Raw genomic sequence first — 17,292 nt, forward strand, 5'->3', positions numbered from 1 at the left:
GCAAAATTGAGTATTATGAAAAAACGATTGATATATATAGCCGCTTCATTGATGGCTGCTGGCGTTGCGGTTTCGTGTCACAAGGTAACAGTGAAAGCAACCACCGAATTAACGCCCGATGTATTCCCGACAGATTCAGCTTCTTATATAACCGCCTCAGGCCCTGCCTATGTTGCATTAAGAGGTAACATGGCCGCCGAATGGTTCTTTCAGCAAACCTACAGCACCGATGAAGGCATTATGGAAGCCAGAGGCGGTAACTGGTACGATGGTGGCCAGAACATGCAAATGCACTTTCATAACTGGACCAGAGACAATGGCTATTTGAACGGTAACTGGTACTGGCTTTCTACCATCATTGGTACCGTGAACCAGCAGTTATCGATCCTGGGTAAAAATGAACCCGCCGGTGCAGCCAAGGACCAGAACCTGGCTGAATTGAGAATGGTGCGCGCCCTTGCTTATTTCTATATGATGGACAACTGGGGTAATGTTCCGCTCGATACGCTTTATGGTGATTTTACCCCACGCGATAAGACACCCCGGGCGCAGGTATTCAGTTGGCTGGAAGGTGAAATAAAAGCGCAGATCCCCAACCTGAGCACTACCGTTAGCACTGCCACCTACGGCCGTTTCACTCAATACGGCGCCTATGCCCTGCTGGCAAAAATGTACCTGAATGCGCAATATTATACCGGTACACAACGCTGGAACGATTGTATCGCCGCCTGTGACGCTGTTATCAGCTCCGGTAAATTCAGTATTGCCAGCTCAGCCAATTACCTGAAAGCATTCTATCCTTCAAACGGCCCAACATCTGTTGGCAGCAAGGAAGAATTCATTTTCGCGATACCTTACGATCCTTCATTCACCAATACCTTCCCCTTCCGTTCGCAACAATATCATGCCCGTTATGATGTACCGCGTTCGATGGGTAAGGTGGCTGCAGGAGCAGGATATAATTATTTTAATATTCCTTACACACCCGGTGCACCGGCCAGCACATTGCCCGAGTTCTATGCCAATTTTAATGATGCGAACGATGTACGCAACAAGCAGTGGCTGGTTGGCAAACAAACCCTGCCCGATGGTGTAACTCCGCTGATGATCACAACCACCAAAGGAGGTTATGATGAAATTAACTGGAAAGGTGACAATACACCTTACACGTATCAGTTGGAACTTACGCCCGATGTCGTGCTGCGTAAAAGTGTTGCTGCCTTCGATGCCGGTAACGACGAAATTGCCTGGAATATGGGTTACCGCAATATCAAGTTCTATCCTGATGCTTCATCTGCCACCAGAGACCAGAACAACGACGTTCCCGTTTTCAGGTATTCAGATATCGTGCTGATGAAAGCTGAAGCAATATTGCGTGGTGGTACTGCTACCCTGGGTGCAACAGCTTTGTCGTTGGCCAACAACCTGCGTGCAAACCGCACCACTTCAGCTCCCTGGACCAACATAACGCTGGATAGCATTTACAATGAGCGCAGCCGGGAATTTGCCTGGGAAGCATGGCACCGGAATGATATGATCAGATACGGTAAATACGAAGGCAAATGGGGCTATAAAACAAATACAGACCAGTATCGCAGAATTTTCCCGATACCAACCAATGCCTTTGCTGTGAACCCTAAGCTGACACAAAACGACGGCTATTAAAAATGCACCCCGTATTAATCCAATATACCTTACAAGCCCATTTGTTCTTTAGTAAGGGCACTAAGCCCTAAACTATACACTTTAGTTTTAGGAAAGGCGATGACTAGAGCGCCGGGCTCGCCCTTGGGGCCCGGCTTAATTGAATAGAGCTAAAGCGATTCTAAGATCCAATATCACTAAAAATCCGTAACCTTTTTTGCTAATAACTTTTTTTTCATAATCATGTAGCAGTAAATACTGACCCTCCGGGCTTTCCAGCCTGGAGTTTTTTTTCTTTGACCGCCGAAGTTTTAACGCAGGCGGTATTTGACCGCTAACCAATAAATTATGAAAATCATACGCCCACTGTACCTCTTATTATTGCAAAAGTTACTTTTATATACGCTGGCAACCAGCTTAACACTGAGTGTGTATAGCCAGGACCTGGTACAATACGTTCAACCCTTTTCGGGCACCGCCCCCTCCACCACCACTGCCGCCCTTAAACACAGTGAGGCCGGTTCTGAAAAGAATGCCAATACCATTCCGGCCGTGGGCCTGCCATTTGGTATGACGCAATGGACCCCACAAACGCGGGCAACCGAAACCAAATGTATTCCGCCCTTTTTTTATAAAGACAGTCTGATCAACGGTTTTCGCGGCACGCACTGGATCAGCGGCTCCTGTATGCAGGATTATGGCAGTGTAACCATTATGCCGGTGACGGGCGCCCTGCGCACCACCGCTTATGCCACGCCCTTTTCGCATGAGAACGAAACTTCGTTACCAAATTATTACAGTGTTCAATTACCCGCGGCTCATTGCCGTACAGAAATAACCGCCACTGCCCGTTGTGGTATGATGCGCTTCACCCCTGACCAGGCCGATAGTTTATACCTGCTGGTTATACCCAACAGCGACCGGGGCGAGGGCGGCATTCATATCGATGCTGCCAAAGGCGAAGTATGGGGCTATAACCCCGTGCACCGCATTTACCAGGGCTGGGGCAATAAGGCCGGGTTCAACGGCTATTTTTTTATCCAGTTTCAGAAAGTACCGGTACGTGCAGGCACCTTCCACGAAGCAGAAGTATTTACCATCGATTCTATCAGCAATCAAAAGAACAGTGGCGTATTTGCCGGCATTAAATTAAATAAGGGGGAGAAATTATGCATCCGCATCGGTACCTCGTTCAGCAGTGTGGCCGAAGCAAAAAAGAACCTGCAGGCTGAGATCACTAACTGGAATTTTGATGGGGTAGTGGCTGCGGGCCGCCAGGTATGGCAACAGGCACTTTCTCAAATACAGGTGCAGGGTGGCGAAGAAAAAGACAAACGCATTTTCTATACAGCCCTGTACCATGCCATGCAACATCCACGGTTGTTCAGTGATGCCAGTGGAAGCTATCCGGCATTTGCCGGCGGTTCATTGAAAAAAATGGCCAACGGACACTACTATGATGATTTTTCCATGTGGGACATCTACCGCGCCCAACTGCCCCTGTTACAGATACTGCAACCCACCCGGGTGAACCAGTTTGTATCATCGATGATCTTAAAAGGCCAGCAGGGTGGCTGGTTGCCCATTTTCCCTTGCTGGAACAGTTATACCGCTGCCATGGTTGGCGACCATGTAACCGCCTTTATTGCCTCTTCCTGGGCCAAAGGCATCAGGAATTATAATGCGGAAGCGGCTTACCACCTGATGCGGCAGAATGCTTTTGCCATGCCCAAAAGCGAAGATTATATAAATGGGAAAGGACGAAGGGCGCTGATCTCGTATTTGCAATACGGTTATATACCCATGGAAGACAGTGTGCCCGAAGCCTTTCATAAAAAAGAACAGGTTAGCCGTACGCTCGAGTATGCTTATGATGATTATGCTTTATCGGTAGTGGCCAAAGGATTGAATAAGACCGGCGATTACAAATTACTGCAAAAGCGGGTATTCAATTACCGGAACGTGTTTGATACCACGGTGGGGCTTGTACGGGGCAGGTATAGTGATGGCCGCTGGTACGAACCTTTTAACCCCGACAAACGCGAACCCTATATAACGGAAGGCACCCCCCGCCAGTATACATTTTATGTACCGCATGATGTGCCCGGACTGGCCAGCCTCATGGGCGGCGCCAGGGGGCTGGAGCATGCACTGGATACTTTATTTGCAAAAAATGAATACTGGCATGGGAATGAACCGGGACACCAGATCCCCTTTATGTACAATTACACCGAAGCCCCCTGGAAAACCCAGCAGGTGGTACGGAATATTCTGAAGGAAGAATACAGCGACGGTCCCGGTGGTTTAAGCGGGAATGACGATGCCGGCCAAATGAGCGCCTGGTATGTGTTTGCCGCCATTGGGCTTTACCCCGTTGACCCGGTTTCGGGTGAACATATCCTTTGTTCGCCCATTTTTGACAACATTACCCTGCAATTACCGGGTAATAAAAAATTGCAGATCGTATGTCATAAAAATGCGGCTGGCGATGGTTTCATTCAGCAAATAAAGCTGAATGGCAAGTCCTATACAAAGAATTTCATCACCTATGCCGATATCATGAAAGGCGGGGTGCTGGACGTTTATTTACAGGAAAAAGTAACAGCCTGGGGCGCGGCGGCTGCTGCCCGCCCATCGGGATTAACCCTAATAAAATAATCAACAATTAAACTCTTAAACATGATCCAAAAATTGATGGTTGCCGGCGTGGCATTGTTCATGACAATACAAAGCCCGGCACAACAGATATACAATGTAATGACCTATGGCGCCAAAGGCGATGGAAAAACAAATGATGCGGCGGCTATTCAAAAAGCCATTGATGCCTGCTCAAAAGGTGGGAGCGGCCAGGTGTTGTTCCCTGCCGGGCACGTTTTCATGGCCAGTCCGTTTAATTTAAAATCAGGGATCGATCTGCATGTAGAAGCCGGCGCAAAAGTGCTCGCCAATCCCGACGAAAAAGCGTACACCAACAGCGCCTTCAGGCAAAATCCCGGTGAAGGCACCATCTGGATCGGCGCTGAAAACGTTCAGGATATAACGATAAGCGGTACCGGTGAAATTGATGGCAATGGCGTTTCCTTTATGGGCAGTGAGCTGGAAGATTCGTATGTGCTGAAGCCATTCAATGTGCTCGATCCCCGCCCGCATGTGCTCACCATTATCAATGGTAAGAACATTCGCATGAAAGATATCCATATTGGCAACGCTGCCTACTGGACCGTTCACCTTGCGGGTTGTAAAGATGTGGTGATCGAGGGTATTACTATATTGAATTCACTGAAAGTACGCAACAGCGATGGCATCGATGTTGACCATAGCAGGAACGTACGCATCAGCGATTGTCATATTGAAAGCGGTGACGATTGCATTTGTTTAAAGAACCGCCGCGAGTACGAAGATCTTGGCCGTTGCGAAAACATCACCGTGAGCAATTGTACCATGACGTCGCGTAGTTGCGCCATCAAGATCGGTTCCGAAAATATGGATACCATCAGGCAGGTGGTCTTTAATAATTGTACCATCAGCAACAGCAACCGCGGGGTAGGTATCCAAAACCGCGATGAAGGGGTGGTGTATGATGTGGTATTTTCAAACATGACCATCGAAAGTCATTTGTTTTCCGATGTATGGTGGGGCAAGGCCGAACCTATTTATGTGACAGCTTACCGCCGGGCCAGGATCAATCACAAGGATGCCAACTGGCGTTTTTCCAAAGCGGAAACCGAAGGCAAGGTGGGGCCCGTGTACAATATCACTTTCCGCAATATTAAATGCGTAAGTGAGAACGGTGTTTATGTAAGCGCTGAATCGGCCGACAAAATTTCCGGCATCAATTTCGATTCAGTATCGGTGCAGATCAATAAGACCACCAATTTCCCCGGGGGCATTTATGACCGCCGTCCGGCCAATGTAGAAGGCTTTGTAAAAGGCCGTACATCGGGATTTTATGTTGAGCAGGCAAAGCAGATCAAACTGCGTAATTGTTCGGTACAATGGGGTAATAACAAGCCTGAATATTATGCCCATGCCGCCGAAACCCATGCGGTGGATGGTTTTGAAGTGAATAATCTGCAGGGAACGGCCGCATTCCCTGATAAACTGGCCCAGGTGAAACAGGAAGCGCAATAGCTTTTTGCCGGGAACCAATGAAGAAGACCTGTAAGGTGCGTCGCTGGGGACGTACTTTACAGGTCTTTTGCATTCCCTATGTTAACATTCTTTTGGCTCAAAATCCTGTTTTTGTCATTATTTTCGCCCCGATCAATTTGTAAAACCCACAACTATATTCTATGCGATCTTTTTTATGCCTGTGCCTGCTGGCCCTTTCTGTTGGCGCCCTGGCCCAGGATGAATCCTTACCTGATCTCCGGAACAAAAAAGAAAGCTTCTTAAAATATCCCAAAGGCGAAATTCGCGACGACCTGGCCAGTTTTACCATTGGGGGTATCGACGAACGCATCGGGAAGAAACCGCTTGAAAAATTACCTGCTACCGACTTCAACATGCACTCCATTACTTTTGAAGGCACTAATGTGAAAGTGGTGATCTCGAGCGGCAACTTTGAGGCTTCGAAGCACAAACTATTTTATTACTATGATAAGAAATACCTGGTTAAAATAGATGGTAAACCTTATTATGGCGATTATGGCACCATTCCCACAACAGCAATAACTTCGGTTATTGTTATACTTAATAACAAGGATACCGTGGCCGTTCCACCGGCTGCGTATGCCGACCTGTTCCATCCCGATTTCACCTATTCTGAAGGCGGAACGATAAAAACGCATAATGCGGTTTATTTGTCGGCCGACAAGAAGAAGATGTATATATATATGGTGAACAGCGAAGCGATCGGTAAGTATGAAGTGACCTGGATCTTGCAGGATAATAAATATGTTGGACGTGTTGTTGACTCAGGTATTATGAGATAGGAAGCTCTTTTTTGGCGGGCTCACCCCGTGAGCATGGTGCTTTTACAGGTACCCTGGTGTGATTTATTAATAGGTATAAATAACACATTGTCAGTTTGGAAGGCACTGAAACAACACCTGAAAAATTATTTTTTACCGCCAAACAATTTACGAAGCACGAACACCGTTAGTATATCGGTTTTTCATAGGATATTGGATTTTTAACGGGCCTGGATTTCTATCCGGGCCTTTCCTTTTTACAGCCTGTTAACAAAAAATGTAGAAATTTAGCAACAATACGATCCTTCCATCTGTAAATCTTCCAAAGGAAAAAGCAATCCGCCCCTGTAGCACGGTTTTTTACTAATAACAACAAAGCCTGCAAGTATGAATTGGGTTGATTTTTTGTTGCTGCTCATCGTAGGATATGGCATTTGGGATGGCTGGCAAAAAGGTTTTATTCTCGAATTACTCTATCTGATGGGGTTGATCATTAGTATTGCAGCTACTTTTTTATTGTATCCATATCCTACTGAATTTATCAACAAATACATTCCTGCTTTAGGCGCCTGGGCATTGCCCCTTTCATTTGTGATCACCTACGTACTTATGCGAGTGTTAACAAATGCACTTACCAATAAAACATTGCACAATATTCCGGTGGATGCGCATAGCCGCTGGGCAAATAAATTCCTGGGCATGGTGCCCGGTTTTTTCAATGGAGTTATGCATGCGGTGATCATGGCCGCCCTGTTGCTGGCCCTTCCCATCAGTAATAAGATCTCTGACAAAACCCGCGAAAGCCGCTTTGTAGGAAAGCTATCGGTTCCCGCCGAATGGATAGAAACAAAATTATCGCTGGTATTTACTGAAGTAGAAAGAACCATGAACCGGTTGACCATAAAACCCGGTTCAAATGAAACGGTCATTCTTCCCTTTAAAGTAATGGCGCCGCCGCCCCGGGCCGATCTGGAAGAACTGATGTTAAGCTGGGTAAATGCCGAGCGCATAAAAGCCGGGTTGAATATTTTGAAAGCCGATCGGGAATTAACGGCCGTTGGCCGCAGGCATTCGATAGATATGTTCCAAAAAGGGTATTTTTCACACGTATCGCCCGATGGCAAAGGCCCCTTTGACCGCATGCACAGCGATGGCGTGCAATTTACCAATGCCGGCGAAAATATTGCGCTGGCGCCCACCCTTGATATTGCACATAGCGGATTGATGCATTCGCCCGGGCACCGCGCCAATATCCTGCGTCCCGAATTCGGCCGCCTCGGCATTGGCATTGTGGATGGCGGCAAGTATGGATTGATGATCTCGCAGGAATTCAAGAATTAGTTACAGGTTTCATGTTCCAGGTTTCAGGGCCTCCGGGAATATGGTTTCCCCCGTATCTTGCAACCTGTAACCTGCAACAATGAGTTCTACTTCTTCCCAAACACCTTACTGATCAGGAAAAATATCCCTCCAATCACTAATACTACCAGAATAATTCCCCACCACATACCGGCTTTGAAAATGGTTTCAATGGCAGCGCAACCTGCATAAAACATAGTGATCAGCAACAGAATTAATCCATAATAGATTTTCATAACTCCAGTTTTGCTAATAATAACTAAAAGGGTATGCCTGCCACAACTGGCTGACATTCATTTGATTTCGTGGGGTTTCATGTAGAATTTTTTTCCCGGAATTGCTGAAGTAGGCAGGGTAAAAATGGAAACTTGGAGGCGGGGACCTAAATTTGCGCATGCAAAAACCGGTGATAGTTATTAAGCTGGGCACAGCGGTGATAACCGACGACGAAGGTGTAATTAGTCATACCATTATAAAAAAAGTAGCGGCAGAAATTTCGGAACTGGCCACCACCCACCGGGTGGTGCTGGTATCGAGCGGTGCGGTAGGCAGTGGAAAAGTATATATTCAGAATTATAAAGGCAGCATTACAGAGCGTAAAGCCGCGGCTGCAGTTGGCAATCCCCTGCTGATACAATTATACCAAAAGCATTTTTCCAAATTCGATATTCCCGTGGCCCAGGCCCTGTGCGAACGGCACCATTTCAGCAACCGGTTCCAGTTTGTTCAGTTAAAAGAAACTTTTGAAGCCTTTTGGCAGAACGGTATTGTGCCCATCGTGAACGAGAACGACCTGGTAAGCAATGTGGAGTTGAAATTCAGCGACAACGACGAGCTGGCTACGCTCATTGCCGTGGGGTTCGATGCAGAAACCCTCATCATTTGCACCTCTGTAGGCGGCTTTATGGACGATGCCAAAAACATAATTCCCCGCGTTGAAAAGATCGACAGCAAGGTAATGGGTTATGTGCAAACCGGTAAAAGCAGTCTGGGTTTAGGCGGTATGACCTCCAAACTCACTTTCACCCGCCTGGCCACCTCCCTCGGCATTCAGGTGATCATTTGCGGACTGAACGGGAAAGCGCCCTTTGCCGATGCGCTGGCTGGCAAAAACGGAACTACCTTTGTGTCGCAGTCTTCGAATTTAAAGGCCCGCCAGAAATGGCTGGCCAGCGGCTCCATTACCCTCGGCTCCATTTCGGTCGACAAAGGCGCAGTGAAAGCCTTGCGGCAGCGCCGGAGTTTGCTTACTGTGGGTGTTACCAATGTGCAGGGTAAATTTGCAGCAGGGGAGGTGGTGCAGCTAAAAGATGAAGAAGAGAACATCATCGGCGTTGCCAAAGTAAAGCTCGATACGGCTGCTGTTCGCGATGGTATTTCGCAAAAGAATGTACTGGCAGCGCATGCTGATGATATTGTAATATTTTAAAAAGGCGGGATGAATTCTATACAACCATTAATAATAAAGACCTGGAAAGCCGCCATCAATCTGCGGCAGGCGACCGATAAACAACTGAAAGCTGTGCTGTTGCAACTGGCCGATGAACTGGAGAAGAACAGCGCCATGATCCTGAAGGCCAATCAGCTCGATGTGGAAAAGCAGGACCCCAATAATCCGCGGGTCGACAGGTTGATGCTGAATAAAGAACGCATTGCCGGTATTGCCAACAGCATCAGGAAGATCAGCAAATTACCTAACCCTTCCGGTAAAACACTGGAAAAACGGCGGCTCGAAAATGGCTTGCTGCTGAACAAGATCAGCGTGCCGCTTGGTGTGGTGGGCGCTATTTATGAATCAAGACCAAATGTAACGTACGATATTGCCGCACTTTGTTTGCGCAGCCAGAATGGCTGTTTGCTTAAAGGCAGCAGCGAGGCGGAGAACAGCAACCTGGCCGCTATCAGGCTTATTAAAAAAGTACTGAAGGCAAATGACATTGACCCCGATTGTGTAACCCTGTTGCCAAGCGACCGCGAAACCGTGCAGGAATTGTTTGCGGCAACCAAATATGTAGATGTATTGATCCCCCGGGGTTCCGAATCGCTTATTCAATTTGTTAGAAAGAACAGCCTGGTACCGGTAATAGAGACCGGGGCAGGGGTTTGCCATGTATATGTTGAAAAAGAAGCTTCCATTAAAAAGGCTGTGAACATTGTAGTGAATGCCAAAGTATCGCGGCCTTCGGTGTGCAATGCAATGGATACTGTTCTGGTCGATGAAGCGGTGGCGCCGGCATTCCTAAAACAATTGCAACCGCTGTTCAACGAACACCAGGTGGAGGTATTTGCCGATACCAGGGCCCATAAATTATTAAAAGGGTATCCGCATTTGCAGAAAGCTTCTCCTGAAGATTTCGATCGCGAATTCCAGAGTTTGAAATGCGCTGTAAAAGTGGTGAAGAACATTGATGAAGCGCTTGACCACATTCGCGAGCATTCTACCAAACATTCTGAAGCCATCGTTTCGAACAATAAAAAACAATGCGCCCGCTTTTTACAGGAAGTGGATGCCGCCGCTGTATATACCAATGCCAGTACCCGTTTTACCGATGGCGAAGAAATGGGGCTGGGCGCCGAAATAGGTATTTCAACCCAGAAATTACATGCCCGCGGCCCCTTTGCATTGGAAAAACTGGTGACGGAAAAATGGTTATTGCAGGGGAATGGGAATATAAGATAGTTACCGGTTACTCCCGGCCAAGCCGGGACCAGTTACCAGTTATGACCACCGAACTTTCGAGGGTATTTACTTATAGCAAGTTACGAATTTAGGCCCCTAAACCGGGAACAGGTAACTGGTAACCTGTTTGTTTTTCCGTAAATTTACTGTTTACCAATACTGATTGTGATTGCCAATTAGAATGATCAACCGTTTACTGATAATAACGATAGCCTGTTTACTATTCCTTTATCCAGTATTAGCACAACCCGTGCAGTATCCCTTCCTGCATCTTGATGTTTCAAACGGTTTATCGCATAACCAGGTTAACACCATTATAAAAGACGCCAAAGGTTTTATGTGGTTTGGCACCGCTTCGGGGTTGAACCGTTACGATGGCTATGTATTCAGGACCTTTCGCCATAAAGAAAACGACTCCACTTCACTCAACGAAGACCAGATCGTAAAGATCCAGGAGGGGCCGCAAAATAAATTCTGGATCGATACCCGCAGCGGGCAATGCATCTTTGATCCCGTGTCGGAAAAAGCGATGACCAATACGCTGGCCTGGTGCCGTCAAGTATCATTACCAGCCGCATTTGTCAACGATATTGAAAAAGATAAACAGGGCTGTTTCTGGTTTGCACAAACCGGGTATGGCGCCAGCCGGTATAACCCTGCGGCGCATACGGTGCGCCGCTTTCCGCGGCAACCGGTTATCCCCAATACACCTGATATTGTAGATATGGAGGCCGATAACGCCGGTAATCTCTGGATCATGTACAGCGATGGCCTGCTGGAAGCATACAATACAGCCACAGAAAAAAAAATCTACAGCAATAGCGCTTTGTTTAAACAGCCCGGCACTTTGCGCTACCGGTTGTTTGCCGATGCAGAAAACGAACTGTGGATCTATACACAAGGCTATCCGCAAGGCGTATTTTGTTTAGGTAAGAACAATAACCTCACACATTATCACCGCGATGCTGCTTTCAGCAGGTTAAACAATAACCTGGTAACAGGCATACAGCAGGATAATAATGGGAATATATGGATCATCACCGACCATGGCGGCGTAAACCTGTTGAACAAAAAAACAGGAGCCATATCGTACCTGGAGAATAAACCGGAAGATGTAAAAAGCATCAGTCAGAACAGCGTGAACGCCATTTACCGCGACAATACCGGCATTATTTGGCTGGGTACGTATAAAAGGGGCGTGAATTATTACCACGAGAACATCATCAAGTTTCCCGTGTACCGGCATTTGTTATCCGATGCACATAGTTTACCATATGATGATGTGAACCGTTTTGTAGAAGATGATAAAGGTAACCTGTGGATAGGCACCAATGGGGGCGGATTGATCTATTTCGACCGCAGCAACGGTACATTCCGCACCTTTAAACACAATCCGGGCAATACCAATAGCATCAGCAATGATGTTATTGTAAGCCTTTGCATTGATCATAATAAGAAATTATGGGTGGGCTCGTATTATGGCGGTCTCGATTGCTACGACGGGCAGCGCTTTATTCATTATAAGAACGATGCGGCCGATACCAACAGCATTTCAGACAACAGCATTTGGGAGATCTTTGAAGATGCGCAACAGCAGTTATGGGTGGGAACCCTGACCGGCGGTTTGAACCGGTTTGAACCGAAAACAAATAATTTTTACCGTTACCGGCAGGGAACAAATGCATTGAACTCAACTTATATTTCTGCACTGGCCGAAGACCGGGATGGTAATTTATGGATCGGCACCGAATCGGGAATTAATGTCAGGAACAAACAAACGGGCCGTTTTATTTATTATTTGCACGACTCAAAAGACCCGCGCAGTTTGAGCAGTAATAGTGTCACCGCCCTGTTGCGCGACAGTCGCGGTAATATGTGGGTGACCACGCGCGACGGGTTGAACTTTTTTGATGAAACCAGCGGTTCCTTCCGTCATTTCACCCAGGCCGATGGTTTGTCTGAAAATAATATCCTCACCCTCATGGAGGATAATGAGCATACCCTATGGCTGGGCACCACCAATGGAATTTCAAGGGCCTGGATCCAACAATATGATCCGAAGGGTCATATGCAGATCCAGTTCAGGAATTATGATGAGCGCGATGGATTGCAGGGCCGCGAATTCAATGAGAATGCCGCGTTGAAAACAAGGCGGGGCGAACTCATCTTTGGCGGCGCCAATGGATTTAATATCATTAACCCCGATGCCATTTCCCATAATACCATTGTGCCCGAAGTGGTGTTAACCGATCTGCGGGTATTTGATAAAAGTTTGCAACCCGGTGAACTGGTCAATAACCGCGTGCTGTTAACAGCAGCTATTTCAGAAGTAAAAGAGATCAGGCTGAAGTATTATGAGAATATCTTCTCGTTAGAGTTTGCCGCCCTCAATTATTCCAACCCCGAAAAAAATCAATACGCCTACAAGCTCGAAGGGTTCAATAACGACTGGCTTACTACCGATGGAACGCATCGTACTGTTACCTATACCAACCTCGATCCTGGTACATACACCTTCAGGGTAAAGGCCAGTAATGGCGATGGGGTGTGGAACGAAAAAGGCACTGCCCTGGTGGTCACCATTCTGCCGCCCTTTTGGCGAACCATTCCGGCATTTATCCTTTACGCCTTGCTGATAGCCGGCATTTTGATTGCGGCGCGAAGGCTTACTATTCAGCGGGCGCATATGCGTTTTCAGCTGGCGCAACAAAAGAAGGAGGCGGAACGTGTACATGAACTGGACCTGTTGAAGCTGAAATTCTTTACCAACGTAAGCCATGAGTTCAGAACGCCGTTGTCGCTGATCATGGCGCCGGTTGAAAAAATGGTGAAGCACACCCATGAACCGGAACAGAAAAAACAATATCAGTTAATTTACCGCAATGCCCGGCGTTTGCTGGCATTGGTGAACCAGCTGCTCGATTTCAGAAAGCTGGAGATGCAGGAGCTGCGGCTTTATCCTTCGCACGGCGATATTGTATCGTTTGTAAAGGAGGTGGCGTTTTCTTTTACCGATATGGCCGGCGCCAAACACATCAACTTTAATTTTGCAACCGATATTCCTGCTTTACAGATCTCTTTTGATCCCGATAAGCTGGAACGCATTTTATTCAACCTGCTATCGAATGCATTCAAGTTCACGCCCGAGTATGGGAACATTGAAGTGCTGCTGGCGCTGCAAGCCGGTAGCGGCGGGCATCCCCATTCGCAATATGTATCTATCAAAGTAAAGGACAGTGGAATTGGTATTCCGGCCGAAGACCAGGAACGGATCTTTGAACGGTTCTTTCAGCACGATGTGCCGGGCACTATTTTGAACCAGGGTAGTGGTATTGGATTGGCCATTTCAAAAGAGTTTGTGCGCCTGCATCAGGGTACCATTGCCGTGGAAAGCGAACCTGGTAAAGGCACCTGCTTTACTGTTTTATTACCGGTAACTGCACCGGTTGAAAAACCGGTAACGGCGCCGGTTGAAGAAGTGCTGATGACACCCGAGCCGGCAGAAGAAACAGGCGACCAAACCGGCAAAGGGGGCCGCAAAAAGCCGGTGTTACTGATCGTGGATGATAATGAAGACATAAGGTTCTACCTGAAAGATAACCTGCGCCGCAACTATATGGTATATGAAGCCGTGAACGGGGCCGAAGGCTGGGAAAAAACAAAGCAGTTGCAACCCGACCTGGTGGTGAGTGATGTAATGATGCCGGTGATGGATGGCATGGAATTGTGCCGCACTATAAAGCACGATAAGCACACTTCGCATATTCCGGTGATCTTATTAACGGCCCGGTCGGCGGCAGAACCCAAAATGGAGGCGTTTCAGGTAGGGGCAAACGATTATGTGACCAAGCCATTCAGCTACGAAATGCTGCAATCGCGCATTAAAAACCTGCTGGCGCAACAGGAAGCCATGCGAAAGTTATTTCAGAAGCAGGTAGAGGTAAATCCTTCTGAAATAAGTGTTACTTCCGTTGATGAACAGTTCATTCGCCAGTCGATTGAAACGGTGGAACAAAATATTTCAAATCCTGATTTTTCGGTAGAAGACCTGAGCCGGGCCCTGCACATGAGCCGCGTGGCTTTGTATAAGAAGTTGCTGGCGCTTACCGGTAAATCGCCCCTTGATTTTATAAAGACCATCCGGTTAAAGCGGGCTGCCCAGTTGTTGGAAAAGAGTCAATTCAATATTTCAGAGATTGCCTATGAGGTAGGCTTTAATAATCCCAAGTATTTTGCCCGCACCTTTAAGAAGGAGTTTGGTGTGTTGCCCTCGGAATATGCTGCACGCCCCCGCCCCTAAAGGGGAGGGAGAACCCCCCGGCCCCTAAAGGGGAGGAAGAACATTTTATCTTTAGGAAAGAAACAATCCTTAGAACCCCTAATGGGGGGACGCAGTCTATATATCGCGAGTCCCGAAGTTAAATGATTCCCCCTTCAGGGGTTAGGGGGTGTGGCAAAGAATAAAGGCCGCTTACGGGCGGCCTTGTGTATGAGGATCCTGTGTTTTAATTTCTTTTTTGCTGTCCTGGTGCATAGGCCCGGGCTGATTTTTCGCCCGTGAGCTTTTTCGCTTGTCCCGGCGGAAGCCGGTGTGTGGCGGTGCGGTGGTTATTTACGATCACTACTTTATGGTGGTTGCAACTGCTGCCAGCCAGTAATAGTAGGGTCAGCACAAAAACTAAATAATTCATTCTTTAGGTATTGATCTTTTAAAAAAAGCCGCAATCTATAGGAAACAATTATAATATTATTTTTTTTATGATGCAATAGTAGATTTTCACCGTAAAAAGGGGCGTAGTAAACATTTTGATACCCTGAAAAACACTTTTTACTCCCTCCACATAATGAATGAGATAGTACATTAGTAACCTGGTTCTACAAGTAACCTGCCGGGCAGGTACTTACTCAAAACAACGATTGCTTTCCATGCCTTTTCCTTTTTCCAGGTTGCTGATAGTATTGGTAACCTGGATTTTTTTGCAACCTGGTGCAAAAAATACGGTTGTCCCGTGATATTTCTCCCTGTTTTCGCTAAAGGGCATTAGCCGTTGCAGAGCAAGTAGTTATCCCACCAAAGGCAGACTGTGCCGCTAATAAACTGTTAAAATAACAGTTGTAAGTTTTATGTTGTAACATAATTAAATAAGTCTTGTTGCGTTTAACATATGTGTAGGTAAGACCGGGGGCTATTGAGTAGAGCGGCGTACTGTTTAACCCCGGAGACTAAAGTATTATTCTTATTTAAACGTACTTAATTACCAGTAAGAGGCGTTATATAAAATACGCATTGAATAACAAAGAATATGTGTAAAGGCAATCAATGCTTCCGTGGCTTCAGGATCAATGTGCTTTCATCAATTTTAGAATTCCATTAATCAATAACTTAAGATGGCATATACCCCGTCTTTAACCCGTTATGACTCCATGACGTATAATCGTTGCGGCAATAGCGGCCTACTGTTACCGGCTTTGTCACTTGGGTTATGGCATAATTTCGGGGGTGTTGACGATTTTAAAAATGCACGTCGTATAGTACGGCATGCTTTTGACCAGGGCATGACGCATTTCGATCTGGCCAATAATTACGGGCCACCGCCCGGCTCGGCCGAAGAGAATTTCGGGGCCATGTTGAAAAAAGATTTTTCAGGTAACCTCCGCGATGAGTTGATCATCTCTACCAAGGCAGGTTATATTATGTGGCCGGGACCTTACGGCAATTGGGGATCGAGGAAATATCTGATGGCCAGTCTCGATCAAAGTTTAAAACGGATGCGGATCAATTATGTTGATATCTTTTATTCGCACCGGCCCGATCCCGAAACGCCCCTTGAAGAAACGATGATGGCCCTGCACGACATTGTGAAAAGTGGAAAAGCGCTGTATGCAGGCATCTCGAATTACAAGGCACCTGAAGCAAAAAGAGCGTTTGAAATATTAAAACAACTGGGAACCCCCTGTCTTATACATCAACCCAAATATTCCATGTTTGAACGATGGGTTGAAGACGGGTTGCTCGATGCGCTGGAAGAATATGGAGTAGGTTGTATTCCGTTTTCACCGCTTGCCCAGGGAATGTTGACAGACAAATACCTTAAAGGTATTCCCGACAATTCAAGGGCCTCAAAGGCGCATGGCTTTTTAAAGGCCAATGATATTACGCCTGAGAAGCTGGAGAAAATAGGCAGGCTAAATGAGATAGCTAAACGCCGTGACCAGTCGCTGGCACAAATGGCGCTAAGCTGGTTGCTGAAAGATAAACGGGTAACCACCGTGCTGATAGGCGTAAGCTCAACAGCGCAATTGGATAATAACCTGGCCTGCCTTGCCAACCGGCAGTTCACAGGTGATGAACTGAATGAAATTGAATTGATACTGAAGGGATAACAAGCAATGGTTAGCAAATTAGTAAGCTAAAACGGCATGTAAAATATAAGAACATTGAAAGGCTTAAAACGCTTAGACAAAACAAAATTTAGTATTATATTGCACCGTTCGTAGAAACTACCTATAGAGTTTCCTGTAATTAAATGTGCGTGGGGTTGTAAATACAACAGTTAATGTACCCTTACTGTTCAATACAGCATCACAAAACATGTTACAACTATAGGAACGTATAACCCCGCCACCAAAAACCGAAGAAAAGGATACAAGGTATTCATTCTTGCCGGCTGGTTATATTGATCTGTTTTGTAGTTT

The 17,292-nt window shown here is 46.6% G+C and carries 11 protein-coding genes; 9 read left to right on the forward strand and 2 right to left on the reverse strand.

Annotated features, from left to right (window positions below; genetic code table 11):
• The first annotated feature begins 15 nt into the window (after positions 1 to 15).
• The 5 genes from A3860_RS26770 (at position 16) to A3860_RS26790 (ending at position 7,898) form a co-directional block, all read left to right on the forward strand.
• Complete coding sequence (locus A3860_RS26770) at positions 16 to 1,665, forward strand: RagB/SusD family nutrient uptake outer membrane protein (protein ID WP_081152063.1); 1,650 nt, start codon at positions 16 to 18, stop codon at positions 1,663 to 1,665.
• A 327-nt stretch (positions 1,666 to 1,992) separates the two neighbouring features.
• Positions 1,993 to 4,302, forward strand: coding sequence for a GH92 family glycosyl hydrolase (locus A3860_RS26775; RefSeq protein WP_081152066.1), 2,310 nt, complete (start codon positions 1,993 to 1,995; stop codon positions 4,300 to 4,302).
• A gap of 21 nt (positions 4,303 to 4,323) precedes the next feature.
• Entirely contained in the window at positions 4,324 to 5,775 is a 1,452-nt protein-coding gene (locus A3860_RS26780; RefSeq protein ID WP_081152069.1) for a glycoside hydrolase family 28 protein, read from the forward strand.
• Positions 5,776 to 5,936: 161 nt separating this feature from the next.
• Positions 5,937 to 6,578: a hypothetical protein gene (locus tag A3860_RS26785; protein WP_081152072.1), complete on the forward strand. Its 642-nt coding sequence runs from the start codon at positions 5,937 to 5,939 to the stop codon at positions 6,576 to 6,578.
• 366 nt (positions 6,579 to 6,944) lie between these two features.
• Positions 6,945 to 7,898 (forward strand): CvpA family protein, encoded by a 954-nt coding sequence (locus tag A3860_RS26790; RefSeq protein ID WP_081152075.1) that lies wholly within the window; start codon positions 6,945 to 6,947, stop codon positions 7,896 to 7,898.
• Positions 7,899 to 7,984: 86 nt separating this feature from the next.
• On the opposite strand, the gene A3860_RS41550 is transcribed toward A3860_RS26790, so the two are convergent.
• Entirely contained in the window at positions 7,985 to 8,152 is a 168-nt protein-coding gene (locus A3860_RS41550) for a hypothetical protein (RefSeq protein ID WP_173820257.1), read from the reverse strand.
• A 158-nt stretch (positions 8,153 to 8,310) separates the two neighbouring features.
• Between A3860_RS41550 and proB the strand changes: the two genes are divergently transcribed.
• The 3 genes from proB (at position 8,311) to A3860_RS26805 (ending at position 14,896) form a co-directional block, all read left to right on the forward strand.
• On the forward strand, positions 8,311 to 9,345 hold the full coding sequence (gene proB, locus A3860_RS26795; RefSeq protein WP_081152078.1) for a glutamate 5-kinase: 1,035 nt from the start codon (positions 8,311 to 8,313) through the stop codon (positions 9,343 to 9,345).
• Between the two features lie 9 nt (positions 9,346 to 9,354).
• The gene (locus tag A3860_RS26800) at positions 9,355 to 10,596 is read left to right on the forward strand and encodes a glutamate-5-semialdehyde dehydrogenase (RefSeq protein ID WP_081152081.1); all 1,242 of its coding nucleotides are present in this window, start codon (positions 9,355 to 9,357) and stop codon (positions 10,594 to 10,596) included.
• A 181-nt stretch (positions 10,597 to 10,777) separates the two neighbouring features.
• A complete protein-coding gene (locus A3860_RS26805; RefSeq protein WP_081152084.1) occupies positions 10,778 to 14,896 on the forward strand; it encodes a hybrid sensor histidine kinase/response regulator transcription factor in 4,119 nt (1,372 codons plus the stop codon).
• A 205-nt stretch (positions 14,897 to 15,101) separates the two neighbouring features.
• On the opposite strand, the gene A3860_RS26810 is transcribed toward A3860_RS26805, so the two are convergent.
• Positions 15,102 to 15,287 carry a hypothetical protein gene (locus tag A3860_RS26810; protein WP_081152087.1) on the reverse strand — a complete coding sequence of 62 codons (186 nt, stop codon included), beginning with the start codon at positions 15,285 to 15,287 and terminating at the stop codon, positions 15,102 to 15,104.
• A gap of 697 nt (positions 15,288 to 15,984) precedes the next feature.
• Between A3860_RS26810 and mgrA the strand changes: the two genes are divergently transcribed.
• On the forward strand, positions 15,985 to 16,980 hold the full coding sequence (gene mgrA, locus A3860_RS26815; protein WP_081152090.1) for an L-glyceraldehyde 3-phosphate reductase: 996 nt from the start codon (positions 15,985 to 15,987) through the stop codon (positions 16,978 to 16,980).
• Positions 16,981 to 17,292 lie beyond the last annotated feature (312 nt).

This window comes from Niastella vici (genome assembly GCF_002077945.1).
Classification (GTDB): domain Bacteria; phylum Bacteroidota; class Bacteroidia; order Chitinophagales; family Chitinophagaceae; genus Niastella; species Niastella vici.